The sequence below is a fragment of the Streptomyces sp. NPDC052020 genome (assembly GCF_040680575.1).
In the GTDB taxonomy this organism is placed as follows: Bacteria; Actinomycetota; Actinomycetes; order Streptomycetales; family Streptomycetaceae; genus Streptomyces.
On the sequence record NZ_JBFAWY010000007.1, the window covers coordinates 186,200 to 210,059 of the forward strand.

At 74.6% G+C, this 23,860-nt stretch carries 15 protein-coding genes; 10 read left to right on the forward strand and 5 right to left on the reverse strand.

The genetic code is table 11. The features are described from left to right. Window positions 1-88: 88 nt before the first annotated feature. Entirely contained in the window at window positions 89-6,025 is a 5,937-nt protein-coding gene (locus tag AB0L74_RS09705; protein WP_365647945.1) for a TIR domain-containing protein, read from the forward strand. A 21-nt stretch (window positions 6,026-6,046) separates the two neighbouring features. On the opposite strand, the gene AB0L74_RS09710 is transcribed toward AB0L74_RS09705, so the two are convergent. Further along, window positions 6,047-6,733 carry a glycerophosphodiester phosphodiesterase gene (locus tag AB0L74_RS09710; RefSeq protein ID WP_365647948.1) on the reverse strand — a complete coding sequence of 229 codons (687 nt, stop codon included), beginning with the start codon at window positions 6,731-6,733 and terminating at the stop codon, window positions 6,047-6,049. Between the two features lie 55 nt (window positions 6,734-6,788). Then, window positions 6,789-7,859 carry an adenosine deaminase gene (locus tag AB0L74_RS09715; protein ID WP_365647950.1) on the reverse strand — a complete coding sequence of 357 codons (1,071 nt, stop codon included), beginning with the start codon at window positions 7,857-7,859 and terminating at the stop codon, window positions 6,789-6,791. A gap of 150 nt (window positions 7,860-8,009) precedes the next feature. Here AB0L74_RS09715 and AB0L74_RS09720 point away from each other — a divergent pair, with 150 nt between their 5' ends. After that, window positions 8,010-8,696 carry a DUF4190 domain-containing protein gene (locus AB0L74_RS09720; protein ID WP_365647953.1) on the forward strand — a complete coding sequence of 229 codons (687 nt, stop codon included), beginning with the start codon at window positions 8,010-8,012 and terminating at the stop codon, window positions 8,694-8,696. A gap of 391 nt (window positions 8,697-9,087) precedes the next feature. On the opposite strand, the gene AB0L74_RS09725 is transcribed toward AB0L74_RS09720, so the two are convergent. Continuing rightward, complete coding sequence (locus tag AB0L74_RS09725; RefSeq protein ID WP_365647956.1) at window positions 9,088-9,696, reverse strand: NADAR family protein; 609 nt, start codon at window positions 9,694-9,696, stop codon at window positions 9,088-9,090. A gap of 228 nt (window positions 9,697-9,924) precedes the next feature. Here AB0L74_RS09725 and AB0L74_RS09730 point away from each other — a divergent pair, with 228 nt between their 5' ends. Genes AB0L74_RS09730 through AB0L74_RS09755 form a run of 6 tightly spaced genes read left to right on the forward strand, consistent with a single transcriptional unit; the run spans window position 9,925 to window position 17,137 of the window. After that, window positions 9,925-11,460: a gamma-aminobutyraldehyde dehydrogenase gene (locus AB0L74_RS09730; RefSeq protein ID WP_365647958.1), complete on the forward strand. Its 1,536-nt coding sequence runs from the start codon at window positions 9,925-9,927 to the stop codon at window positions 11,458-11,460. A 55-nt stretch (window positions 11,461-11,515) separates the two neighbouring features. After that, a complete protein-coding gene (locus AB0L74_RS09735; protein WP_365647961.1) occupies window positions 11,516-12,763 on the forward strand; it encodes a spermidine/putrescine ABC transporter substrate-binding protein in 1,248 nt (415 codons plus the stop codon). Window positions 12,764-12,768: 5 nt separating this feature from the next. Further along, window positions 12,769-13,935 (forward strand): ABC transporter ATP-binding protein, encoded by a 1,167-nt coding sequence (locus tag AB0L74_RS09740; RefSeq protein WP_365648187.1) that lies wholly within the window; start codon window positions 12,769-12,771, stop codon window positions 13,933-13,935. Continuing rightward, complete coding sequence (locus AB0L74_RS09745) at window positions 13,932-14,864, forward strand: ABC transporter permease (RefSeq protein ID WP_365647963.1); 933 nt, start codon at window positions 13,932-13,934, stop codon at window positions 14,862-14,864. The genes AB0L74_RS09740 and AB0L74_RS09745 overlap by 4 nt, the downstream gene beginning before the upstream one ends. Further along, entirely contained in the window at window positions 14,865-15,665 is an 801-nt protein-coding gene (locus AB0L74_RS09750) for an ABC transporter permease (protein WP_365647966.1), read from the forward strand. It abuts the gene before it with no gap. A gap of 41 nt (window positions 15,666-15,706) precedes the next feature. After that, complete coding sequence (locus tag AB0L74_RS09755; RefSeq protein WP_365647969.1) at window positions 15,707-17,137, forward strand: FAD-dependent oxidoreductase; 1,431 nt, start codon at window positions 15,707-15,709, stop codon at window positions 17,135-17,137. A 66-nt stretch (window positions 17,138-17,203) separates the two neighbouring features. On the opposite strand, the gene AB0L74_RS09760 is transcribed toward AB0L74_RS09755, so the two are convergent. Further along, window positions 17,204-18,034, reverse strand: a complete 831-nt coding sequence (locus tag AB0L74_RS09760) for a phosphatase PAP2 family protein (protein ID WP_365647972.1) — start codon at window positions 18,032-18,034, stop codon at window positions 17,204-17,206. A gap of 225 nt (window positions 18,035-18,259) precedes the next feature. Further along, entirely contained in the window at window positions 18,260-19,594 is a 1,335-nt protein-coding gene (gene gabT / locus AB0L74_RS09765; RefSeq protein WP_365647975.1) for a 4-aminobutyrate--2-oxoglutarate transaminase, read from the reverse strand. A 284-nt stretch (window positions 19,595-19,878) separates the two neighbouring features. Between gabT and AB0L74_RS09770 the strand changes: the two genes are divergently transcribed. Both AB0L74_RS09770 and AB0L74_RS09775 read left to right on the forward strand, forming a co-directional pair. Next, window positions 19,879-22,023: an ATP-binding protein gene (locus AB0L74_RS09770; protein ID WP_365647978.1), complete on the forward strand. Its 2,145-nt coding sequence runs from the start codon at window positions 19,879-19,881 to the stop codon at window positions 22,021-22,023. A 119-nt stretch (window positions 22,024-22,142) separates the two neighbouring features. Continuing rightward, a complete protein-coding gene (locus AB0L74_RS09775; RefSeq protein WP_365647981.1) occupies window positions 22,143-23,783 on the forward strand; it encodes a PucR family transcriptional regulator in 1,641 nt (546 codons plus the stop codon). The last annotated feature ends 77 nt before the right edge of the window (window positions 23,784-23,860 follow it).

Consider the following 23,860-nt stretch of genomic DNA (forward strand, 5'->3'; position numbering starts at 1 on the left):
CCGACATGCGTGAGGACAAGCCCGCTCGACCGGGAGCGAGGCCGGTAAAACCGCCGGAACCCAGGGACCGCGGAGGCATGATGGACCCATGGTGGCTCGTCGATACACCCCGGGGGACACCGGGCCATGGGACTTCTTCATCAGCTACTCACCGGCCGACGAACGCTGGGCGTCGTGGATCGCCTGGACCCTGGAGGAGGCCGGCTACCGCACGGTCCTCCAGGCCTGGGACTTCGTCCCCGGCACCAACTTCGTCGACTTCATGGACCGCGGCGTCAGCGAGTCCGCCGCCGTCATCGCCGTCCTGTCCCGCAACTACGAACGCTCCCGGTACGGCCGTATGGAGTGGCAGGCCGCCCTGCGCGCCGACCCCGACACCCCGGAGCGGCGGCTGCTCACCGTACGCGTCGAGGACATCCCGGTGGAGGGCCTGCTGGCCACTATCACCTACGTCGACCTGGTCCCGGTCACCGACCCCTCCGCCGCCCGCGACCTGCTCCTCACCCGGGTCCGCCAGGCCCTCGACGGCCGCGCCCGGCCCAGCCTGCGGCCCGACTACCCGGGCGGCCCCGGCCACCCGGCCCCGCCCGGGCCCTCGGTGCCCGTCGCGCCGCCGCCCGGACGGCCGCTGGGCCGTCCCGGCTGGGCGGGCCGGCGCAGGCCCGCCGCGCCACCGGCCTACCCGAGGGCCGCCCAGGACGCCGGGGCCCGCGAGGCCGTCACCGTGCTCCACCTGGCCGGGCCCGCCTTCGGCCGCGGCCAGGACCCGGCCGACTTACAGGCGGCGATCTGGGGCGACCTGGTGGAACTCACCGACACCGGCGCCCCCGCCCCCGACCTGCTGGTGGTCACCGGCGACCTGACCGCCTCCGGCAGCCCCCGCGAGTTCGAACAGGCACTGGCCTTCCTCACCGGGCTGCGCGCGCTGCTCGGCCTGGAACCGCACCGGGTGGCCGTCGTCCCCGGCGGCCGGGACGTCAACCAGGCCGCCTGCCGCGCCTACTTCGCCACCTGCGAGGCCGACGAGATGCCGCCCCGGCCGCCGTACTGGCCCAAGTGGCGGCACTACGCCCGGCTCTTCCGGGAGCTCTACCAGGGCCTCGACGCGGTCTTCGACAGCGACCAGCCCTGGACCCTCTTCCCCGTGCCCGAACTGCACACCGTCGTCGCGGGCCTGAACTCCTCGATGGCCTACAGCCACCGCCTCGACGACCAGTACGGCATGGTCGGCCCCGAGCAGGCCGCGTGGTTCGCGCAGGCGCTGCGCCCGTACGAGAACGAGGGCTGGCTGCGCCTCGGCGTCCTGCGCCACCCGCCCGGCGACCCCCGGCACCCCGGCGCCCGCCGCGCCGCCGGCGCGCGCGGCCCGGCCGCCCAGGACGGCGCCGGGCCGCTGCGCGACACCGACGTGCTGGCCCGGCTGACCGCCCCCCGGCTGCACCTGCTGCTGCACGGCCCCGCCGAGCCCGGGGCGGACCCGGCCCTGGCCACCGCCTCCGGCGAGGTGCCCGTGCTCGGCGCGGCCGGACCCGGCCGGCACCAGCTGCTGCGTATCGGCCGCGACGGCCTGGCGAGCTGGCACGCCCCCGGCGAGCCACGCCGCCACCCGGCCGAGTGGCGGCGGGCCCACCGCGCCTTCGGCCCCGCCCCGGACGGCCAGGCGGGCCCCGCCGGCCCGCGGGACACCGCCCCCTCACCCGCCGGGCCCGGCGCAGCCGCCCCCGAACCCGAGCCCGAGCCGCGCGCGGTGCAGTCCCCGGCCGAGGTGCTGCTCGCCCGGGTCGCCGAGGTCTGCCGCACCCGCCACGACGGCGCCCAGATCCGCCCGGTGGCCGGACCGGTGCCCCAACTGCTGGTCACCTGGACCGAGTCGGGCTTCGTCCGGCAGCAGCGGGTCGCCGTGCACACCGACACCCCCACCGCCGACGACATCGAGCGCTTCACCGCACTCGTCCACGCCGCCGACTCCGAGACCGACGCCGAACTCGTCCACGACGGCCCGCCGCCCGCCCGGGAGCTGCGCGACGCGGCCCGCCGCAGAGGCGTCCGGGTGCGCAGCTTCACCGAGTTCCAGGGCCTGCTCGACCTGCGCGGCTACGTCGCCGCCCAGAACGAGCGGCTGCGCACCGACCCCCGCTACCCACCGGGCATGTACCTGCCCCAGCGGTACCGGGAGGTGGAACGCCTCGGCGCCGAGGACCGCGACGGGCTGGTCGACGACATGCTCCGGCTGCTCGACTCCGACCAGGGCCGCTTCCTGCTGCTGCTCGGCGACTTCGGGCACGGCAAGACCTTCGCGCTGCGGGAGCTGGCCCGCCGCATCCCGGCCGAACTGCCCCACGTCATCCCGCTGCTGGTGGAACTGCACGCACTGGACCGCGCCTACTCCTTCGAGGGGCTGGTCGCCGCCCACCTCGCCGCCCACGGCGTCGACAACATCGACCTGCGCGCCTTCCGCTACATGTTCCAGCAGGGCCGGATCGTGCTGCTCTTCGACGGCTTCGACGAACTGGTCACCCAGGTCAGCTACGACCGCGCCGCCGAACGCCTCCAGGTGCTGCTGGACTCCGTCGTGGACAGCGCCAAGATCGTGGTCAGCAGCCGCACCCAGCACTTCCGCTCCCAGGACCAGGTGCTCACCGCGCTCGGCGAACGCGTCGGCCTGCTCCCGCAGCGCCGGGTGCTGGCCGTGCGGGAGTTCACCCCGCGGCAGATCCGCGCCTACCTGGTCAACCGCTACGACGGCGACGAGCGCGCCGCCGACCGCCGGCTGCGGCTGCTGGACGCCATCCCCGACCTGCTCGCCCTGTGCCGCAACCCCCGGCTGCTCGGCTTCGTCGCCGACCTCGACGACGACCAGCTGCGCGCCGTCGCCGGAGCCGGCCGCGCGCTCAGCCCCGCCGGGCTCTACCAGGAGGTGCTCACCGCCTGGCTGCGCTTCGAGGAGCACCGCGGCACCGGCGGCCCCGGCCGGGCGCCCGGACTCAGCCTGGAACAGCTCTGGAACGCGGTCACCGTGCTCGCCCTGCGGCTGTGGGAGAGCGGCCAGGAGGCGCTGCGGCTGGACGAACTGACCGATGTCGCCGGGACGCTGGCCGGGCTCGCCGACACCCGGCTGTCGGTGCCCCAGACCGCGCACGCCATCGGCTCCGGCAGCCTGCTGGTGCGCAGCGACGACGGCGTGTTCCGGTTCATCCACGGCTCGGTGGTGGAGTGGCTGATCGCCCGCGAGTGCGCCCTCAGGCTGGCCGCCGGGGACACCGCGCTGCTGGCCCGGCGGCAGCTGAGCCGGCTCGCCGTGGAGTTCCTGTGCGACCTCGCCGACCACCGCGCCTGCCAGGAGTGGGCCGAGCGGACGCTCGGCGCCGCCGACCCCGACGAGCGGGACCCCGCCGCCCGGGGCGAGGAGGTCGCCCGCGCCAACGCCGTCAAGATCCTCGCCCGGCTCCGGGTGCCCGCCCACACCGACCTGCGCGGCGCCTCCCTCGCCGGGGAGGACCTGTCCTACCGCGACTTCTCCGGGGTCGACCTGACCCGCGCCGACCTCACCGACGCCCGCCTGGTCGGCGCCAACCTCTCCGGCGCCGTGCTGCGCCAGGCGCGGCTGACCGGCGCCCGGCTCGACGGCGCCGACCTGTCCGGCGCCGACCTGCGCGGCGCCGACCTGCGGCGGGCCCGGCTGATCCGCACCGACCTGACCGGCGCCCGGGTCGAGGGCGGCCGGTGGCGGCGCGCGGCGCTGATCTCCGCCACCACCGGGCCCGCCCTGCCGGCCACACCCGAGCTGGCCACGGCCGCGATCGCGCCCGGCATGACCGTCGAAGCAGGGTTCCGCCCCTCCGCGGTCGGCGTGCCCTACGGCTTCGACATGCGCACCAGCCGGCTGCCCGAGCCCATCTCCTACAGCCCGGACGGCGAACTGCTCGCCGTGGGCAGCGAGGACGGCGGCGTCCTGCTCTGCGACGCCGTCACCGGCACCGCCCTGCGCACCCTCCCGGGCCACACCGGCCGGGTCTACGCCGTCAAGTTCCGCGAGCGGGTGCTGGCCACCGGCAGCGCCGACGGCACCGTACGGCTGTGGGACCCGGTCTCCGGCCACTGCCTGCACCGGCTGGAGATCCACCCGGGCGGCGTCTGGCCGGTCGTCCTGAACGCGGACGGCTCGCTGCTGGCCACCGGCGACGCCGACGGCCGGGTCACCGTGTGGGACACGGCCTCGGGCACGCCCGTGCACCGGCTGCCCGGGCACGCGGCGCCCGTCTACACGGTCGCCTTCGCACCGGACGGTGGCACCCTCGTCACCGGCGACGCCTCCGCCGCCGTACGCCTGTGGGACCTGGCCGACGGGCGGCCGGCCGGTGAGCTGCCGGGCCACCGGGGCGCGGTCTTCCGGGCCCGGTTCAGCCCGGACGGCACCCTGCTGGCCACCGGCGACATGGGCGACGGGCGGGCCGGCACCGTCCGCGTGTGGGACCTCGCCGCCCGCCGGGTCCGGCACGCGTTCACCGGGCACGCGGGCCGCGTCTACACCCTGGACTTCCACCCCGGCGGCCGGTTCCTGGTGAGCGGCGACACCGAGGGGGAGGTACGGCTGTGGGACCTGGCGGAAGGCGGCTCGGCGGGGCTGCTGGGCGGCTGCCGCGGCGCCGTCTACCAGGTGCTGTTCGACCCGGACGGGACGCTGCTCGCCGCCGGGGACAGCGCCGGGGCGGTCCGTCTGTGGCGGTTCGGGCCCGAGGCCGGCGCGGCCCCCGACGGCCGGCCGGCCGCCGTGCCGCTGAGCCGGCAGCCCCCGGAACACCGCGGCTCGGTCTGGGTGTGCAAGTTCCGCCCGCACGGCGACACGCCCGCCCCGGAGACCGGCCCCCTGCTGGTGACGGGCGGCAACGACGGGGTGGTACGGCTGTGGGACCCGGCCGGCGGTCAGGGCCGGCGCATCCTGCGCGGCCACGGGCGCCGGATCGGCAGCCTGTCCTTCAGCGCCGACGGCTCGATACTGGCGGCCGGCGGCAACGACGGTGTCGTCCGCCTGTGGCACGCGTCCTCCGGGCGGCGGCTGCGCGAGCTGACCGGGCAGAGCGACCGCCTCGTCTCGGCGGTGTTCAGCCCCGGCGGCCCCCTGCTGGCCACCGCGAGCAGCGACGGCAACATGTACCTGTGGAACGCCGCCACCGGCGAGTACCAGCGGGAGATGGACGTCGAGACCGAGCACGTCTGGGCCGAGGCGTTCAGCGCCGACGGCGAGGTGCTCGCCACCGCCAACGACGACGACACCGTACGGCTGTGGTACCGGGCCACCGGCGCGCACCTGACCACCCTCGCCGAGCACTACGGCCGGGTCCGCTCGATCGCCTTCCGGTCCGACGGCGCGGTCCTGGCCACCGGCTGCGACGACCGCCGGGTCCGGGTCTGGGACATGGACGGCGGCCGGCTCACCGAGGTCCTCGACGGCCACACCGACCGCGTGTACGCCGTGGCGTTCGCGCCGGACGGCTCCTGGCTCGCCAGCGCCTCCTGGGACGGGGAGGCCGTGATCTGGCGGGACGGGGCGGTCGCGCACCGGCTGACCGGCCACACCGGCAGGCTGTGGACGGCCGCGGCGCATCCGCGCCTGCCGCTGCTCGCCACGGCGGGCGACGACCGCACGGTCCGGCTGTGGGACGCCCACACCGGACGGGAGAAGGCCGTCCTGACCGGCCACACCGGCCGGGTGCTGGCGGTCGCCTTCAGCCCGGACGGCTCGCTGCTGGCCAGCGGCGGCGAGGACGGCACGGTCCGGCTGTGGGACGTCCCCGCCGACGCCCCGGCCGGCCTGCGCGCCACCCTGGTCGGGATGCCGGAGGGCTGGGCCGCGCTGGCGCCGTCCGGCGGCTACAAGTACGAGGGCGACGTCACGGGCGAGTTCTGGCACGCCATCGGGATGTGCCGCTTCGAACCGGGCGAACTCGACGGCCATCTGCCCGGCCTGCGCAACGTGCCCCTGGAGGATCCGCTGGAGGAGCCGCAGGGCGGCCCGCCGCGGTGAGGAAGGCCCGCGGGGCGGCGGTCAGCCGCCGTCCCGCAGGGCGCACAGGGTGCCGATGCGGTTGGTGGTGATCGAGTCCACGCCCAGGCCCAGGAGCCGGCGCATGGACCGGCGGGTGTCGGGCGTCCACACCGAGAGCAGGTGGCCGCCGCGGCGGACCCGCTCCGACAGAGCGCGGTCCACCAGCGAGAAGCGGTAGTTGAGCCACCGCGGCCGGACCGCCTCCAGCAGGGCCGGCCGCGGCGGCGCCAGCGTCGTCCAGGTCAGCGCGATCTCGGCGGCCGGGTCGGCGGCGCGGACGGCGAGCATGGCGCGGGCGCCCGCGCAGTAGTACACGCGCTCCCGCGCCCCGCACTCCCGCACCACGTCCATCACGCGGCGCACCGCCCGCGCGTCCGGGGCGCCGGGCAGGTCCAGCATCACCCGGCTCCCCTGAGTCGCGGCCAGGGCTTGGGCCAGCGTCGGCACCCGGCCGTCCGTCAGCGCGGAGACCTCGGCCGCCGTCAGCGCGCGCAGCGGACGGTCCCGCTCCCACAGCCGCCGCAGCGTCTCGTCGTGCAGCAGCACGGGGACGCCGTCGCGGGTGAGCCGTACGTCGATCTCGACCGCGTCCGCGCCCCGGCCGAGCGCGGAACGCAGCGAGTCGATCGTGTTCTCGCGGACGCGGTAGGGGTCGCCGCGGTGGGCCACGGCCGTCACGGTGTGCATGCGGGCCATTGTGACCGCAGGGCGGGGCCCGTCGTCGGGCGGGGCGCGGGAAGGCTCAGGAGGTCCCGGAGGCGAGCCACCGCGCGGTGCAGGTGTCGATCTCGTCCTTGATCCGGGCCTTGCCCGCCGGGTCGAGGAAGGACGCCTCGACGGCGTTCTTCGCCAGTCCGGCCAGGCCCCGCTCGTCGAGGTCCAGCAGCCGGGCGGCCACCGCGTACTCGTTGTTGAGGTCGGTGCCGAACATCGGCGGATCGTCGGAGTTGATCGTCACCAGGACCCCGGCGCGCGCGAACTCCTTGAGGGGGTGCTCGTCGAGCGTGCGGACCGCGCGGGTGGCGATGTTGGAGGTCGGGCACACCTCCAGCGGGATCCGGTGCTCGGCGAGGTGCGCCAGCAGCTTCGGGTCCTGCGCGGAGCTGGTGCCGTGGCCGATGCGTTCGGCCCGCAGGTGGGTGAGGGCGTCCCACACCGTCCGCGGTCCGGTGGTCTCCCCGGCGTGCGGCACCGAGCGCAGCCCGGCGGCGATCGCCCGGTCGAAGTACGGCTTGAACTGGGGCCGCGGGACGCCGATCTCGGGTCCGCCCAGCCCGAAGGAGACCAGGCCCTCCGGGCGCAGCCGGTCGTCGGTGGCGAGCCGGGTGGTCACCTCGGCGGACTCCAGTCCCGCCTCGCCGGGGATGTCGAAGCACCAGCGCAGCACGGTCCCGAACTCGGCCTCGGCCGCCTTGCGGGCGTCCTCGATGGCGTCCATGAAGGCCCGCTCGTCGATGCCGCGCCGGACGGAGGAGTACGGGGTGACGGTCAGCTCGGCGTACCGGATCTGCTGCCGGGCCATGTCCCGGGCCACCTCGTACGTCAGCAGCCGGACGTCCTCCGGTGTGCGGATGAGGTCGACGACGGACAGATACACCTGGATGAAGTGGGCGAAGTCGGTGAAGGTGAAGTAGTCGGCCAGGGCTTCGGGGTCGGCGGGGACCCCGGCGTCGGGGTGACGGGCGGCCAGTTCCGCGACGATCCGGGGGGAGGCGGAGCCGACGTGGTGCACGTGCAGTTCGGCCTTGGGCAGTCGGGCGATGAAGTCGCGCAGGTCGCGCGGGACGCGCGCGTCGACGAGACGGTCGGTCAAGGTTCCTCCCCGGGACGGCGCCCTGGCCGGCGGGCCGGCGGGACGCGGGTGATCGGCTGATCGGTGGGTCGGGGATCATCGTAGGCCGCTCCCGTGCCGCGGGGAGGCGGGCCGTAGCATGGCGTGACGATCGACCCAGGGGGACGCGACATGAGCGACGCAACACAGCCGGGCGGGGACGCCGGGGGCGGCCACGACCCGTGGGCGCCCCCCGAGAACAGGACACCGCCGGTCAAGGGCCCCCAGCCGGGCGGCGGACAGCGGCCGCCGTCCGCGTACGGCCAGGGCCCGGCGGCCTCCGCGCCGGCCGGCGGTTACGGCGCCCCCGGCCCCGTCCCACCCGCCGCGATGCCCGCCGCGGGAGGCCCGGCGGCGTACGGCGCGCCCGGTTCCCCCGTGCCGCCCCCGCCCGTCGCGCCCACCGGACCGGGCGTCCCCGGCGGATACGGCTACCCCGGTTACCCGGGCCACCCCCAGGGCTACGGCTGGCCCGGTGCGCCGGTGCACCAGCAGAACGGCATGGGCGTCGCGGCCCTCGTGCTGGGCATCCTCTCCTGCTGTCTGTTCTGCCTGTACGGCGTGGTCTCCCTGGTGCTCGGCGTCCTCGCCGTGGTCTTCGGCGTCAAGGGGCGCCGGAAGGCCGAGCGCGGCGAGGCCGGCAACCACGGCCAGGCGCAGGCCGGGCTGATCATGGGTGTCATCGGCATCGTCCTCGGCCTCGCCGTGATCGTCCTGCTGGCGATCGGTATCACCCTCGCCGTCAACGAGAACGCGGACCCGGACCCTTACTACGGTGCCGCCCGCCCGGGACCCGTCGCCGTGGCGACGCCGCGCTGACTCCCTCCCCGGCCGTCCCCTCCCCCGCTCCGTCTGTCCGGACCGCCCGTCCGCACGGGGCCCGCGGGGGAGGGGGACGACTGCGATGCCCAGACGCCAACGGGGGAGAGCACGTCATGTCCCGCGTCCTTCCCGGACCCGAGGGGGGCGGGCCGCCGCCATCACAGTCGCCGCCCCAGCCGGCCGGCGGCTACGCCTGTCCGCGGTCCGCTCCGGGGCGCGGCTACCCGAACCCGGGCCAGGGCTATCCGGTGGCCCCGCCGCCTGTCCGCAGGCGCCCGGCTACGCCATGCCGGCGCAGCCGAGCAACGGCATGGGCACCACCGGACTGGTGCTCGGCCGCGCCGCGAGCGGTGTCCGTGAAGGGGGCCGGGCCCGGGGCCGGCCCCCTTCAGCGCGCCCGCAGCCGTGCCCGCGCCTCCATCAGCGCGAACCCCAGCAGGTTCAGCCCCCGCCACCGCTCCGGGTCGGCCGCCGCCTCGTCGTCCGCCGCCAGGCCGATGCCCCATACGCGGTCCACGGGGCTCGCCTCCACCAGGACCCTCTCCCCGGTGCCCAGCAGGAACGCGCGCGGTTCGGCGTGGGCGGCGAACTTGTGCACGCTGCCCTCGACGACGATCCCGAACCGCTCCCGCTCCCAGACCGCCTCATCGAACCCGCGCACCCGCCCCGCCTTCTTGGCCTCGGCGGGATGGTCTGCCGCCAGCACCCGCTCCTCGGCCTCCGGGTCCGCGAAGAGCCGCGCCTTGCCCGCCATCATCCAGTGCTCCGCGGTCGCGTACTCCACCCCGTCCACGGTGAACGGCGACGGCCACCACTGGCTCAGGCACCCCGGCCCGATCCGGCCGTCCGGCCGCGGCCGGTGACCCCAGAAGTGGAGGTACTTGACCCGCGCCCCCGCGCGGACCCGGCCGGCCAGTGCATCCCGTGCGCCGAGCGCCCCCGTGACCGCCCGCGCCACCCCGGCGCTGCCTTCTTCCGCCCCCGTGGTCTCCTCCATGCGCGCGAGTCTGGCACGCGCCACTGACACTGCGTCCGCCCTTTTCCGCCGCGACTCGACACCCGGTCGACAGATTCCGTCGCGTAACCAAAAGGCAACAACGGAATCACTTGTTGGCGTTCCAGTGCTCTGTCAGGATCGGCACTCACATCGAGCCTGAGCCACGCCGGCGCCCCACGGGAGGCGCCCTTTCGAGGGCCGCCTGACGGGCACACCGAGGAGAGCCACATGCACAACCCGGGCAACGACACCCCGGACCGGTTCCCGGTTCAGGAGCACTTCGCCGAGGGAGCGCAGTACATCGCGGGACGCCTGACCGAGGGGACGTCCGGCCGGACGCACACGGTCGTCGACCCGGCGACCGGCGCTAGCGTCCTCACCTACCGGCTGGCGGGCCCCGACGACGTCGACGCGGCCGTCGCCGCCGCGCGGGCGGCCTTCCCCGGCTGGGCGGGCGCCACCCCGGGCGAGCGGTCCGAGGCGCTGCACCGCTTCGCCGCCGTACTCGCCGAGCGCGCCGAGGAGTTCGCCCGCGCCGAGTCCCTCCAGTGCGGCAAACCGCTGAAGCTGACCCGCGAGTTCGACGTACCGGGCACGGTCGACAACACCGCCTTCTTCGCCGGTGCCGCCCGCCACCTCCAGGGGCAGTCGGCGGGCGAGTACTCCGGCGACCACACCTCCTACGTCCGCCGCGAGCCGATCGGTGTGGTGGGCTCCGTGGCGCCCTGGAACTACCCGCTCCAGATGGCCGCCTGGAAGATCCTCCCGGCGATCGCCGCGGGCAACACCATCGTGCTCAAGCCCGCCGAGATCACCCCGCTGACCTCCCTGCTGTTCGCCCGGGCGGCGACCGAGGCCGGGATCCCCGACGGCGTGGTCAACATCGTCACCGGCACCGGGAAGGAGGCCGGCGAGCACCTCGTCGGCCACCCGGACGTGGCGATGACCTCGTTCACCGGTTCCACCGCCGTCGGCCAGCGGGTCGCCGAGATCGCCACCGCCACCGTCAAGCGCCTCCACCTGGAGCTCGGCGGCAAGGCGCCGTTCGTCGTCTTCGACGACGCCGACCTCGACGCCGCCGTCCACGGCGCGGTCGCGGGCGCGCTGATCAACAGCGGCCAGGACTGCACGGCCGCCACGCGCGCGTATGTCCAGCGGCCCCTGTACGAGGCGTTCGTGCGGCGGACGGCCGCCCTCATGGAGACCGTCCGCCTCGGCGACCCCTTCGCCCCCGGCACCGACCTCGGCCCGCTGGTCTCGCACGTCCAGCGCGACCGCGTCGCCGCCGTCGTCGACCGGGCGCGCTCCTACGCGCGCGTGGTCACCGGCGGCGAGGCCCCGCGGGGCGAGCTGACGAACGGCGCCTACTACCGGCCCACCCTGATCACCGGCGCCCCCCAGGACAGCGAGGCCGTACAGTCGGAGATCTTCGGGCCGGTGCTCGTCGTGCTGCCCTTCGACAGCGACGACGAGGGCATCCGGCTCGCCAACGATACGCCGTACGGGCTCGCCGCCTCCGCCTGGACCCGGGACGTGTACCGGGCGGGCCGCGCCACCCGCGAGTTCAGGGCGGGCTGCGTGTGGATCAACGACCACATCCCGATCATCAGCGAGATGCCGCACGGCGGCTACCAGGCGTCCGGCTTCGGCAAGGACATGTCCGTCTACTCCTTCGAGGAGTACACGCAGCTCAAGCACGTCATGTTCGACAACACGGCGGCCGTCGCCAAGGACTGGCACCGCACCGTCTTCGGGGACCGATAGCCATCTCGCCAGGCCGCCGGCCACGGCCGGCCCCACCCGAAAGGGCGTCACGCGCATGGAGCAGTACGACCCCGGCCGTCTCTCCCCGGCCCAGGCGGCCGCCGTGCGGCGCGGCCTTGCCACCGGGCGGACCGGCCCGCCCCGCCGCTCGCTGCTGCGGTCCGGTGCCGGCGGCGTGCTCGCGGCGGGCGGACTCGGAACGCTGAGCGCCTGCGGCATCCCCCCGGCCGGCAAGACCGGGGGCGGCGTCCCGGCGGAGGACCACTCGGCGAAGGAGAAGCAGCTCGCCTTCTCCAACTGGACCGAGTACATGGACGTCGACGACAGCGGCAGACGCCACCCGACGCTGGAGGCGTTCACCCGGCGCACCGGCATCGCGGTCGCGTACACCGAGGACATCAACGACAACAACGAGTTCTTCGGCAAGATCAAGCCGCAGCTCGCCGCGGGCCAGGACACCGGCCGTGACCTCATCGTCGTCACCGACTGGCTGGCCGCCCGCCTGATCCGCCTGGGCTGGGCGCAGAAGCTGGACCCGGCCAACCTGCCGCACGCCTTCGCCAACCTCTCGCCCCAGTTCCGCGAGCCCGACTGGGACCCGGGCCGCGCCTACTCCTACCCCTGGCAGGGCATCTCCACGGTCATCGCCTACAACGAGAAGGCGCTGGACGGCGTCGAGGTGACGTCGGTGTCCGACCTGCTCGACAACGCCCGGCTGAAAGGGCGCGTGGGCCTGCTGACGGAGATGCGCGACACCGTCGGCATGACCCTGCTCGACATGGGCAAGGACCCGGGCCGCTTCACCGACGACGACTACGACGCGGCCATCGCCCGGCTGCAACGCGCCGTCGACCAGGGGCAGATCCGCCGCTTCACCGGCAACGACTACACCTCCGACCTCAGCAAGGGCGACTTCGCCGCCTGCCTGGCCTGGGCCGGCGACGTGGTCCAGCTGAAGGCGGACAACCCGGACATCGGCTTCCTCGTCCCCGACAGCGGTTACATCACCTCCAGCGACAACCTGCTGATCCCCAGCAGGGCCCGGCACAAGACGAACGCCGAACGGCTCATCGACTACTACTACGAGCCCGAGGCCGCCGCCGAACTCGCCGCGTACATCAACTACGTCTGCCCGGTCGACGGAGTGAGGGAAGAACTCGCGAAGATCGACGCGGACGCGGCGGACAACCCGCTGATCCTCCCCGACAAGGCCATGCAGGCCAAGTCCCGTGCCTTCCGCTCGCTCAGCCCGGCGGAAGAGACGGCCTGCGAAACGAAGTTCGCGAAACTCACCGGGGCGTGACGACGATGAAGACGACGCACACGGCCCCGGCCGTGCAGGAGGCCGGCGGCGACGTCCGCCTGTCCGGCATCAGCAAGACCTACGGCTCCTTCACCGCCGTGCACCCGCTCGACCTGACCGTGCCGCAGGGCTCCTTCTTCGCCCTGCTCGGCGCCTCCGGCTGCGGCAAGACCACCACCTTGCGCATGATCGCCGGCCTGGAGGAGCCCACCACGGGCACCGTGGCGCTGGGCGACCAGGACGTGACCCACCTGCCGCCCTACAAGCGGCCGGTGAACACCGTCTTCCAGTCGTACGCCCTCTTCCCGCACCTGGACATCTTCGAGAACGTCGCCTTCGGCCTGCGCCGCCGCGGCATCAGAAGCGTGAAGAAGCCGGTCGAGGAGATGCTCGGCCTGGTGCAGCTCGGTGAGCAGGCCCGCAAGAAGCCCCACCAGCTCTCCGGCGGCCAGCAGCAGCGTGTCGCGGTCGCCCGCGCCCTGATCAACCACCCCAGGGTGCTGCTGCTGGACGAGCCGCTCGGCGCCCTCGACCTGAAGCTGCGCCGCCGGATGCAGCTGGAGCTCAAACGCATCCAGACCGAGGTCGGCATCACCTTCGTACACGTCACGCACGACCAGGAGGAGGCCATGACGATGGCCGACACGGTCGCCGTGATGAACGCGGGACGGGTCGAGCAGCTCGGCGCGCCCGCCGACCTGTACGAGAACCCGCGCACCACCTTCGTCGCCAACTTCCTCGGCACCTCCAACTTCATCGAGGCCGAGATCGGTTCCCGCGGCGGCGACGACCTCGTCCTCCACGCGCGCGGTGGCCGGCTGGTCCTGCCCCGCGTCCGGTGCGGCGCCCCCGCGACGGCGGGCGGCAAGGTGCTGGCCGGCGTCCGCCCGGAGAAGATCTCCCTGACGCACGCCGACGACGCCGGCGCGGTCCCCGAGGGCCGCAACCGCCTCACCGGCACCATCGCCGAGGTGAGCTTCACCGGCGTCGCCACGCAGTACGTCGTCGACAGCCCCGCCTGCCCGCGCTTCTCCGTCTACGCCCAGAACGTCGACCGCGACGCCCGCCTGGTGCCCGGCGCCGAGGTCGTCGCGCACTGGAGCCCGGCGCACACCTTCGGCCTGGACGCCGCCCAGGACGCCGGGGCCGGCGCGGAAGAGGCCGCCCGATGACGACCACGCTCACCGAGGCGCCACCGCCGCTCGGCCCGGCCGCGCCGGAGCGCACCCCGCCGCGCAAGCGGCGCCGCCTCACGCCGTACTGGCTGCTGCTGCCCGGCATCCTGTGGCTGGTCGTCTTCTTCGCGCTGCCGATGATCTACCAGGCGTCCACCTCCGTGCAGACCGGCTCACTCGAACAGGGCTACGAGGTCACCTGGCACTTCGCCACCTACGGGGACGCCCTGGCCGCGTACTGGCCGCAGTTCCTGCGCTCGGTGACCTACGCCGCCGCCGCGACCGTGCTGTGCCTGCTGCTCGGCTACCCGCTCGCCTACCTGATCGCGTTCCGCGCGGGCCGCTGGCGCAGCCTGATCATGATCCTGGTGATCGCGCCGTTCTTCACCAGCTTCCTGATCCGCACCCTGGCCTGGAAGACGATCCTCGCCGACGGTGGCCCGCTGGTCGGCGCCCTCGACGCGCTGCACGTCCTGGACGTCACCGGCCGGCTTGGCTGGACGGCCGGCGACCGCGTCCTGGCCACGCCGCTGGCGGTGGTGTGCGGCCTGACGTACAACTTCCTGCCGTTCATGATCCTTCCGCTGTACACCTCCCTGGAGCGGATCGACCCGCGCCTGCACGAGGCGTCCGGCGACCTGTACGCCCGGCCCTTCACCACCTTCCGCACGGTCACCTTCCCGCTGTCGATGCCGGGCGTCGTCTCCGGCACGCTGCTGACCTTCATCCCGGCCACCGGCGACTACGTCAACGCCGACCTGCTCGGCTCCACCGACACCCGCATGGCCGGCAACGTCATCCAGACCCAGTTCCTGCGCGTCCTGGACTACCCCACGGCGGCGGCGCTCTCCTTCATCCTGATGGCCGCGATCCTCGTCCTGGTCACGGTCTACATCCGCAGGTCCGGCACGGAGGAGCTGGTGTAAATGGCCTTCCTCACCTGGCTCAGGCGCAATCTGGTCGTCCTCGCCGGACTGCTGACGCTCGTCTACCTCCTCCTGCCCAACGCCATCGTCACGGTGTTCTCCTTCAACCAGCCGAAGGGCCGTTTCAATTACGAGTGGCAGCACTTCTCCACGGACGCCTGGAAAGACCCGTGCGGTGTCGCCGGCCTGTGCGGCTCGCTGTCCCTCAGCCTCCAGATCGCCTTCTGGGCGACGCTGGGCGCCACGGTCCTCGGCACGATGACCGCCTTCGCGCTGGTCCGCTACCGGTTCCGCGCGCGGGGCGCGATCAGCTCGCTCCTCTTCCTGCCGATGGCGATGCCCGAGGTGGTGATGGCGGCCTCGCTGCTCACCCTGTTCCTCAACCTGGGCGCCCGGCTCGGCTTCTGGACCATCCTGATCGCCCACATCATGTTCTGCCTGAGCTTCGTCGTCACCGCCGTCAAGGCGCGCGTGATGTCGATGGACCCCCGGCTGGAACAGGCGGCACAGGATCTGTACGCCGGCCCGTTCCAGACCTTCCTCAGGGTCACCCTGCCGATCGCCGCCCCCGGTATCGCGGCGGGCGCGCTGCTCGCCTTCGCGCTCTCCTTCGACGACTTCGTCATCACCAATTTCAACGCGGGCTCGGCCGTCACCTTCCCCATGTTCGTGTGGGGCTCGGCCCAGCGCGGCACGCCCGTGCAGATCAATGTCATCGGTACGGCCGTGTTCGTCGTCGCCGTCCTGCTCGTCCTGGCCTCCACGGCCGTCGCCAACCGCCGGAACCGCCGCCGGGCGTGATGCCGCCGGCAGGCGTTTCGCACGCGTAGGGAGTTGAGATCATGGCCCCGAGCGCCATGAGCCGCCGTACCCGTCACTGGACGACATCCCTGTCCGAAGCCCAGCCGGTCCCCTACTGGCTGGACGACCCCGGCAAGCCCCGCCCCGAGCCCGCCCTCACCGGCGCCGAGACCTGCGACCTGCTGGTCGTCGGCGGCGGCTACAGCGGCCTGTGGACCGCGCTGATCGCCAAGGAGCGCGACCCGGGCCGGGACGTGGTGCTGCTGGAGGGCCGCGAGGCGGGCTGGGCCGCCTCGGGCCGCAACGGCGGCTTCTGCGCCGCTTCCCTCACCCACGGTCTGTCCAACGGCCTCACCCGCTGGCCGGACGAGATCCACAGGCTCCAGGAGCTGGGCGCCCGCAACCTCGACGCGATCGAGCGCGCGGTCGCCCGCCACCGCCTCGACTGCGACTTCGAGCGCACCGGCGAGATCGACGTGGCCACCGAGCCCTACCAGGCCCGGGAGCTGAAGGAGTTCCACGAGGAGCTCACCCGCCGGAACCTGGCCGACGGCATCGAGTACCTGGACGCCGAAGCGGTGCGCGAAGAGGTGAACTCCCCGACCTTCCGGGCGGGCCTGTACGACCGCCGGGGCGTGGCCATGCTGCACCCCGCGAAGCTGGCCTGGGGCCTGAAGCGGGCCTGTCTCCGCCTCGGCGTCCGCGTCTACGAGCACACCCCCGCCCTGACGCTGCGGCCCCGCGGCGCCGGCATGTCCGTCCGCACCCCTTACGGCGGCGTCCGCGCCCGCCGGGTCGCCCTCGGCACCAACGTCTTCCCCAGCCTGGTCAAGCGGGTCCGCGCCTACACCGTCCCGGTCTACGACTACGCCCTGATGACCGAGCCGCTCACCCCCGGCCGGCTCGCCTCGATCGGCTGGCGCAACCGCCAGGGCCTGGGCGACAGCGCCAACCGGTTCCACTATTTCCGCCTGACCGCCGACCACCGCATCCTGTGGGGCGGCTACGACGCCGTCTACCCCTACGGCGGCCGGGTGCGCGCCGAGTACGACGACCGCCCCGAGACCTACGCCAAGCTGGCCGGACACTTCTTCACCTGCTTCCCGCAGCTGGAGGGGGTGCGCTTCACCCACGCGTGGGGCGGTGCCATCGACACCTGCTCCCGCTTCTCGGCGTTCTTCGGCACCGCCCACCGGGGAAAGGTCGCCTACGCCGCCGGATACACGGGCCTGGGAGTGGGCGCCACCCGGTTCGGCGCCGAGGTGATGCTGGACCTGCTGGCGGGGGAGCGCACCGAACGCACCGAGCTGGAGATGGTCCGCACAAAGCCGGTGCCGTTCCCGCCGGAGCCCTTCGCCTGGGCCGGCATCGCGCTGACCACATGGTCGCTGGCCCGAGCCGACGCCCGCGACGGCCGGCGCAACCTGTGGCTGCGGACGATGGACCGGCTGGGACTCGGCTTCGACAGCTGAGCGGCCCTGCCGTCCGTGCGGCCGGGGCGGGGCCGGGCGGGTACCCGCGAGGACCGAGGCAGGCGGCTACCGAGAGGGATCCGCCGGCCGCGGCCGGCGCCGGCCGCCGGCGCGGACGGCCGACCGCAGGCAGACGAGCAGCACCGTGCCCAGGCACCATCCGGCCACCACGTCCAGCGGCCAGTGGTAACCCCGGCGCACCAGCCCGAACGAGACGCCGAGGACGAGGACGGCACCGGCCGCGAGCAGGGCGCGGCGCGCGAGGGCCGAGCGGAGCCACGGCAGCAGGAGCAGCACGGCCCCGCCGTAGGCGACGACGGCGGTGGTGGTGTGACCGGAGGGGAAGTAGCCGACGGCCGGCGGCACGACGGGGGTGCCGGGGCGGGCGGTCCACGCCTTCAAGGGGGCGACCAGCAGCGGCACCATCGCCATCGCCAGGGCGCCGGCGGCGGGCGGCAGCCACCACCGGCCGGCGGCCGCGGCCCGGCCGCGCCACGCGGCGCGGGCCAGCGCGACGGCGAGGACGGGCAGGGCCACCTGGACGTTGCCGAGGTCGGAGAGGAGTTCGGAGAGCCGGTCGGGCCGGGCCAGCGCCGCGCTGAGGCGCTCGTCGGCGCGCACCAGCGGGCCGTCGGCGACGACCTGCCAGGTGATCAGCGCGAACAGGAGTCCGGGCAGTCCGAGCGCGAGGAGAAGGAGAAGGGGAGCGGTCGGCCGCCTCGGAACAGGGGGGGTAGTTCCGGGGCGGCCGACCGGACCGGAACGCCGCACGCCCCGGGGGGTCTGGGGCGGGCGGCCGTCCGATCGGTGAGGAGATCCAGAGTTGGAGACTCCGGTTGTGTGCGCGAGGGCACGACCAGATCGAAGCTGGGGAGGCCCCGGTCTGGTGTCGCCCACGGTCTCCCGTGGGCGGGGTGTATCTCTCATCTGCGTAGAACCTACGACAGGGGGCGGGCGCAGGACAGGGCGATCGGCGTCCTGCCATCCACCTCCCACACCTTCTTCACACCCTCTGCCGCTCGCCCCGCCAGACGTGCGGCGTCCCCGCTCAGATGCGCGCGGACGCCTCTCCGGCGGCGGACGGGGGCGGGTGAAGGGAGGCGGGGCGGAGGGAGGGCGGGATCAGACGCCCGCGAACGCCTGCTCGATGATGTCGAGACCCTCGTTCAGCAGGTCCTCGCCGATGACCAGCGGCGGCAGGAAGCGCAGCACGTTGCCGTAGGTGCCGCAGGTCAGCACCAGCAGGCCCTCGGCGTGGCACGCCTTGGCCAGCGCGGCGGTCGCCTCCGGGTTCGGCTCCTTGGTGGCGCGGTCCTTGACCAGCTCGATGGCGATCATGGCACCCCGGCCACGGACGTCGCCGATGACCTCGAACTTCTCGGCCATGGCCGCGAGGCGGCCCTTCATGATCTCCTCGATCCTCTTGGCCTTGGCGTTGAGGTCGAGCTCCTTCATGGTCTCGATCGCACCGAGCGCGCCGGCGCAGGCCACCGGGTTGCCGCCGTAGGTGCCGCCGAGGCCGCCGGCGTGGGCGGCGTCCATGATCTCGGCGCGGCCGGTGACGGCGGCGAGCGGCAGACCGCCCGCGATGCCCTTGGCCGTGGTGATCAGGTCCGGGACGATGCCCTCGTCCTCGCAGGCGAACCACTGGCCGGTGCGGCAGAAGCCGGACTGGATCTCGTCCGCGACGAAGACGATGCCGTTGTCCGCGGCGAACTGGCGGACCGCGGGCAGGAAGCCCTTGGCCGGCTCGATGAAGCCGCCCTCGCCGAGCACCGGCTCGATGATGATCGCGGCCACGTTCTCGGCGCCGACCTGCTTGCTGATCTGCTCGATGGCCTGCCGGGCGGCCTCGGGGCCGCAGTTGTCCGGACCGGTCGGCCAGCGGTAGGCGTAGGCGACCGGGACGCGGTAGACCTCGGGGGCGAACGGGCCGAAGCCGTGCTTGTACGGCATGTTCTTCGCCGTCAGCGCCATGGTCAGGTTGGTGCGGCCGTGGTAGCCGTGGTCGAAGACGACGACCGCCTGGCGCTTGGTGTAGGCACGGGCGATCTTGACGGCGTTCTCGACCGCCTCGGCGCCGCTGTTGAACAGGGCGGACTTCTTGGCGTGGTCGCCCGGAGTCAGCTCGGCCAGCGCCTCGGCGACGGCGACGTACCCCTCGTACGGCGTGACCATGAAACAGGTGTGGGTGAAGTCGGCGAGCTGCGCGGAGGCCCTGCGCACGACCGCCTCGGCGGAGGCGCCGACGGAGGTCACGGCGATGCCGGAGCCGAAGTCGATCAGACGGTTGCCGTCGACGTCCTCGATGATGCCGCCGCCCGCGCGGGTGACGAAGACCGGCAGCGTGGAGCCCACGCCCTGCGCGACCGCGGCGGTACGGCGAGCCTGCAGCTCCTGCGACTTCGGGCCGGGGATGGCGGTGGCGACGCGGCGCTCCTGCGGAAGTGCGGTCATGCGGGGCTCCTGGGGGTGTTACGGACACATTCCTTCTTTTCTCGCAGGCTAGGACGGGGACAGGGGGGTGGGCATGCTCCATGTGGGCGTTGTCCGGCGGCCCGGTTGTCCGCGGTGGACATAGCGACGTCCGGTACCGGACGGGACGGCGGACCCGGGGCCCGCTGGTGCGTCCGGGCGGCTCCGGCCGTGTAAGCGGTGAACTACCCGGACGGGGGCGTTAGATTGACTCGCTGATGGGTCACGAACGGTGGACGCACAGGGCTGGTCAGGGGGCAAGGGCGATGGACAGCGACGGGAACCGTGACGCGCGGGGCACGCACGCGCATCCTGTGCCGCGCCCGGCGGGTCCGCCCGCGGTGCCCGCGGTGCCCGCCATGCCGACGGCGCCGCCGCGGCCGGCGCGCGCACCCGGGGAGCCACCGGTACCGGACGGCTCCGCCTTCCTGGCCTGGCTGCGCACGCCCCGGCCCGAGGCGCCGCCCGGGATCTGGCGGTTCGGCCACCGGCCGCGGCCGGCCGAGGAGCCCGAGCGGGTTCCGGGGCGGCAGCTGGTCAGCGGGGCGCTGATCTCCTTCCTGGTGGGCTGGCTGATCTGGTCGCTGCTGTGGAACGGCTATCTCGGCGGCTGGTGGGTGCTGCCCCTGGAACTCTTCACCCCGGACTCCTGGCGCAGGAACAACGACCGCATCGGCAACGCCGTCCTCTGGTACGGCTACTACACGGTCATCGCCCTCGTCATCCTGTTCTTCGTGGGCCGCCTGGGCCGCTGGCCCGAGGTCTGGCACCGCTACGGCCCCCCCGCCCGGCGCCGGACCCCCCCGGCCGGCGAGCCGCCGTCCGTCCCCGGTGAGGACCCCGCCGAGTGGCCGCAGCTGCGCGCCGCCGGTGCCGTGGACGCCGCCGACCGGCTCGCCTCCGACGCCCGCGCCGGGCTCATGCGGGACGTCGACCACGCCCGGATCACCCGTGCCTGGCAGGGAGTGCGCACCGGCCGGCACAGCCTCGCCGCCTTCGCCGGCGCCGTGCTGAAGGAGGGCGCCGCGGCCTGCCCGCACCCCTCCGGCGCCCGCGACCTGCCCGCCCGGCAGGCCCGGCACGACCTGGTCACCGGGCAGGTGCGGCTCGGCACCACCGCCGACGACGCCCGCAACCCGTACGCCTACCGGGGCACCGGCCTCGCCCTCGGCCCCGAGCTGCTCGGCACCTCCCTCCTCGCCGTCGGGCCGGCCGGCTCCGGCAAGACGGGCAGCGTCGTCCGGCCGCTGGCCGAGTCGCTCTGCCTGCACGCGCTCGCCGGACGCGCCGCGGTCGTCGTGGTCGGCGCGGCGGGCGCGGGGCTGGGCCCGGCCGACGCCTACGACGTCGTCGTCCGCATCGGAAACCCGGATTCGGAGTACGACCTCGACCTGTACGGCGGGACCACCGACCCCGACGAGGCGGCGGCCGTGCTCGCCGAGGCGCTGGCGGGGGACCTCGCCGACCCGCACCCCGGCAGTGACAGCCGCCGCTCCACCACGGTCCTCGCCCAGCTCCTCGGGCCGTTCCGGGCGGTCCACGGCCGTTTCCCCTCGGTGCCGGAGCTGCGGCAGCTGCTCGACGGGGCGCCCGGGCCGCTGGCCGCGCTGCGCGAGGCGCTCCAGGACGCCGGGCAGGAGTCGCTGCTGCGGGAGCTGGACGCCCGCGAGCGCCAGCTGGCGCACCCGGGCGACGTGGCCGGGGTGCTGGCCGACCGGGTGGCGCTGCTGGACCGGCCCGCCTTCGCCGCCTTCTTCGACACCTCCGGGCAGTCGCGGCCGTTCTCGCTCAAGGCGCTGGACCATCCGGTACGGGTGCGCATCGACCTGCCCGAGCGCGGGCACGCCGACGCCTCCCGGATCCTGGCCCGGCTGGTGCTGGCGCAGTTCACGGCGAGCGTGGCGGTACGGGAGGACCGGTCGCTCTTCGCCTGCCTGGTGCTGGACGACGCGAGCGGCGTGGTCACCCCGGAGGCCGTACGGGGCATCGCGCGGCTGCGGTCGGCCGGCGCCGGGGTGGTGCTGACCCTGCGCACCCTGGACGACGTGCCCAGGCCGCTGCGCGGCCCGCTGCTCGGCGCCACCGGCTGCCGGATGGCGCTGTCCGGGCTCACCCCGTGGGACGGGCAGGACTTCGCCGAGGTCTGGGGCAAGGAGTGGACCGAGGCCCGCGACGTCACCGACCGGCAGATCATCGCCGAGACCCCCGCGGGCAAGGCGGCGCACATGCTGCGCCGGGTGATCACCGGGAAGGCGCCGACCGCGCGGGCGGTGACCGTGCGGCAGGTCGAGCGGGAGCGCTGGTCGGCGTCGGAGCTGGCGCACGCCGTGCCGCCGGGGCACGCGGTGCTGTCGCTGACCACCGTCCGGGGGGAGCACGCGCCGCCGCTGCTGGTGGACCTGCGGGGCTGAGCCCCTCGGCCGGGCACGAGGACCGTACGGTGAGGCAGAATCGACACAGGCCGTTCATACGCGACGGCCAAAAGATCACGGTGATGATCACACCTCTCTGACGCAGACCTGAAGGCCCGATGCCCCCCACCCTCGCCTCGCTCGTCCACCACTCCGCGCTCAAGCTGACCGTGCGCGCGGGCGAGGACCGCCTCGACGTGCCCGTGCGCTGGGCGCACGTCAGCGAGCTCGCCGACCCGGTGCCCTACATGGAGGGCGGGGAACTGCTGCTGATCACCGCGCTCAAGCTGGACGCGGAGGACCCGGAGGCGATGCGCCGGTACGTGCGGCGGCTGGTCGGCGCCGGGGTGGTCGGGCTCGGGTTCGCCGTCGGCGTCAACTACGAGGAGATCCCCGCGGCCCTCGTCGAGGCGGCCGAGCGGGAGGGGCTGCCGCTGCTGGAGGTGCCGCGCCGCACCCCCTTCCTCGCCATCAGCAAGGCGGTGTCCGCCGCGATCGCCGCCGACCAGTACCGGGCGGTCACGGCGGGCTTCGCGGCGCAGCGCGAGCTGACCCGGCAGGCGCTGACGGACGGGCCGGAGGGGCTGCTGGGCGCGCTCGCCGCGCAGGTCGACGGCTGGGCGGCGCTGTACGACGCCTCCGGCTCGGTCGTGGCCACGGCACCGGAGTGGGCCGTCCGCCGGGCGGCGCGGCTCACGGCGGACGTGCAGCGGCTGCGGGAGCGGCCCGCGCCCGCCTCCTCGGTCGTGGGCGGCCCCGGCAACGAGGACCGCGTCGAGCTGCACTCCCTCGGCACCGGACGCCGGCCCCGCGCCGCGCTCGCCGTCGGCACCGCCGCCGCCCTCGGCACCGCCGAGCGGTACGCCGTCCACTCCGCCATCGCGCTGCTGACGCTCACCACGGAACGCTCGCGGTCGCTGCACGCGGCCGAACTGCGCATCGGCGCCGCCGTCCTGCGCATGCTGCTCGCCGGGGAGCCCGACCACGCGCGCACGGTCGCCGGGGACCTGTACGGCGGCCTGCTGGACGCCCCCTTCCGCATGATCGTCGCTGAGTCCGCGCCGGGCGGCGCCCCGCGGGCGCACGCCTCCCCGCCGCCGGCGACGCCCGCCGACGGCGGCGGCGACCCGCTCGGTGCCCTCGCCGAGACGGTGGAGTCGGCGGCGGCCCGCGCGGGCGAGGCGGTGCTGGTGGTGCCGGAGGGGGAGCGGCTGGTGGTGCTGGCCGCCGACGGGGGAGCGGCGGTCACCGCCTGCACGGAGTACGCGGTGGCGCTGGAGGCGGGGCGGACGGCCGGTACGCCGGAGTCGCCGGCGGGCGGCGAGGACGGCGAGCTGGTCCTCGGGCTGTCGGCGCCGTCCGGCCCCAGCGGCGCGTCCGCCGCCTACCGGCAGGCCGAGCAGGCGCTGTCGGTGGCCCGGCGGCGCGGCCGGGTCTGTGTGGAGCACGAGCAGCTCGCGGCCGGCTCGGTGCTGCCGCTGCTCGCCGACGACGCGGTGCGCGCCTTCGCCGACGGGCTGCTGCGCGCCCTGCGCGAGCACGACGCGACCGGGCGCGGCGACCTGGTCGCCTCGCTGCGCGCCTGGCTGTCCCGGCACGGCCAGTGGGACGCGGCCGCCGCCGACCTCGGAGTGCACCGGCACACGCTGCGGTACCGGATGCGGCGGGTGGAGGAGATCCTCGGCCGGTCGCTGGACGACCCGGACGTACGGATGGAGCTGTGGCTGGCGCTGAAGGCGACCTCGCCCGAGCGGGATTGAGCCGGCGCTGGAGGCGACCCGCCCCGAGCGGGGTCGAGCCGGCGCTGGAGGCGACCCGCCCCGAGCGGGGTCGAGCC

Coding starts and splice junctions, on each gene's coding strand:
- AB0L74_RS09705 (WP_365647945.1), top strand. CDS start 89: ATGGTGGCTCGTCGATACACCCCGGGGGACACCGGGCCATGGGACTTC.
- AB0L74_RS09710 (WP_365647948.1), bottom strand. CDS start 6,733: ATGCACACCGTGACGGCCGTGGCCCACCGCGGCGACCCCTACCGCGTC.
- AB0L74_RS09720 (WP_365647953.1), top strand. CDS start 8,010: ATGAGCGACGCAACACAGCCGGGCGGGGACGCCGGGGGCGGCCACGAC.
- AB0L74_RS09725 (WP_365647956.1), bottom strand. CDS start 9,696: ATGGAGGAGACCACGGGGGCGGAAGAAGGCAGCGCCGGGGTGGCGCGG.
- AB0L74_RS09730 (WP_365647958.1), top strand. CDS start 9,925: ATGCACAACCCGGGCAACGACACCCCGGACCGGTTCCCGGTTCAGGAG.
- AB0L74_RS09735 (WP_365647961.1), top strand. CDS start 11,516: ATGGAGCAGTACGACCCCGGCCGTCTCTCCCCGGCCCAGGCGGCCGCC.
- AB0L74_RS09740 (WP_365648187.1), top strand. CDS start 12,769: ATGAAGACGACGCACACGGCCCCGGCCGTGCAGGAGGCCGGCGGCGAC.
- AB0L74_RS09745 (WP_365647963.1), top strand. CDS start 13,932: ATGACGACCACGCTCACCGAGGCGCCACCGCCGCTCGGCCCGGCCGCG.
- AB0L74_RS09750 (WP_365647966.1), top strand. CDS start 14,865: ATGGCCTTCCTCACCTGGCTCAGGCGCAATCTGGTCGTCCTCGCCGGA.
- AB0L74_RS09755 (WP_365647969.1), top strand. CDS start 15,707: ATGGCCCCGAGCGCCATGAGCCGCCGTACCCGTCACTGGACGACATCC.
- gabT (WP_365647975.1), bottom strand. CDS start 19,594: ATGACCGCACTTCCGCAGGAGCGCCGCGTCGCCACCGCCATCCCCGGC.
- AB0L74_RS09770 (WP_365647978.1), top strand. CDS start 19,879: ATGGACAGCGACGGGAACCGTGACGCGCGGGGCACGCACGCGCATCCT.
- AB0L74_RS09775 (WP_365647981.1), top strand. CDS start 22,143: ATGCCCCCCACCCTCGCCTCGCTCGTCCACCACTCCGCGCTCAAGCTG.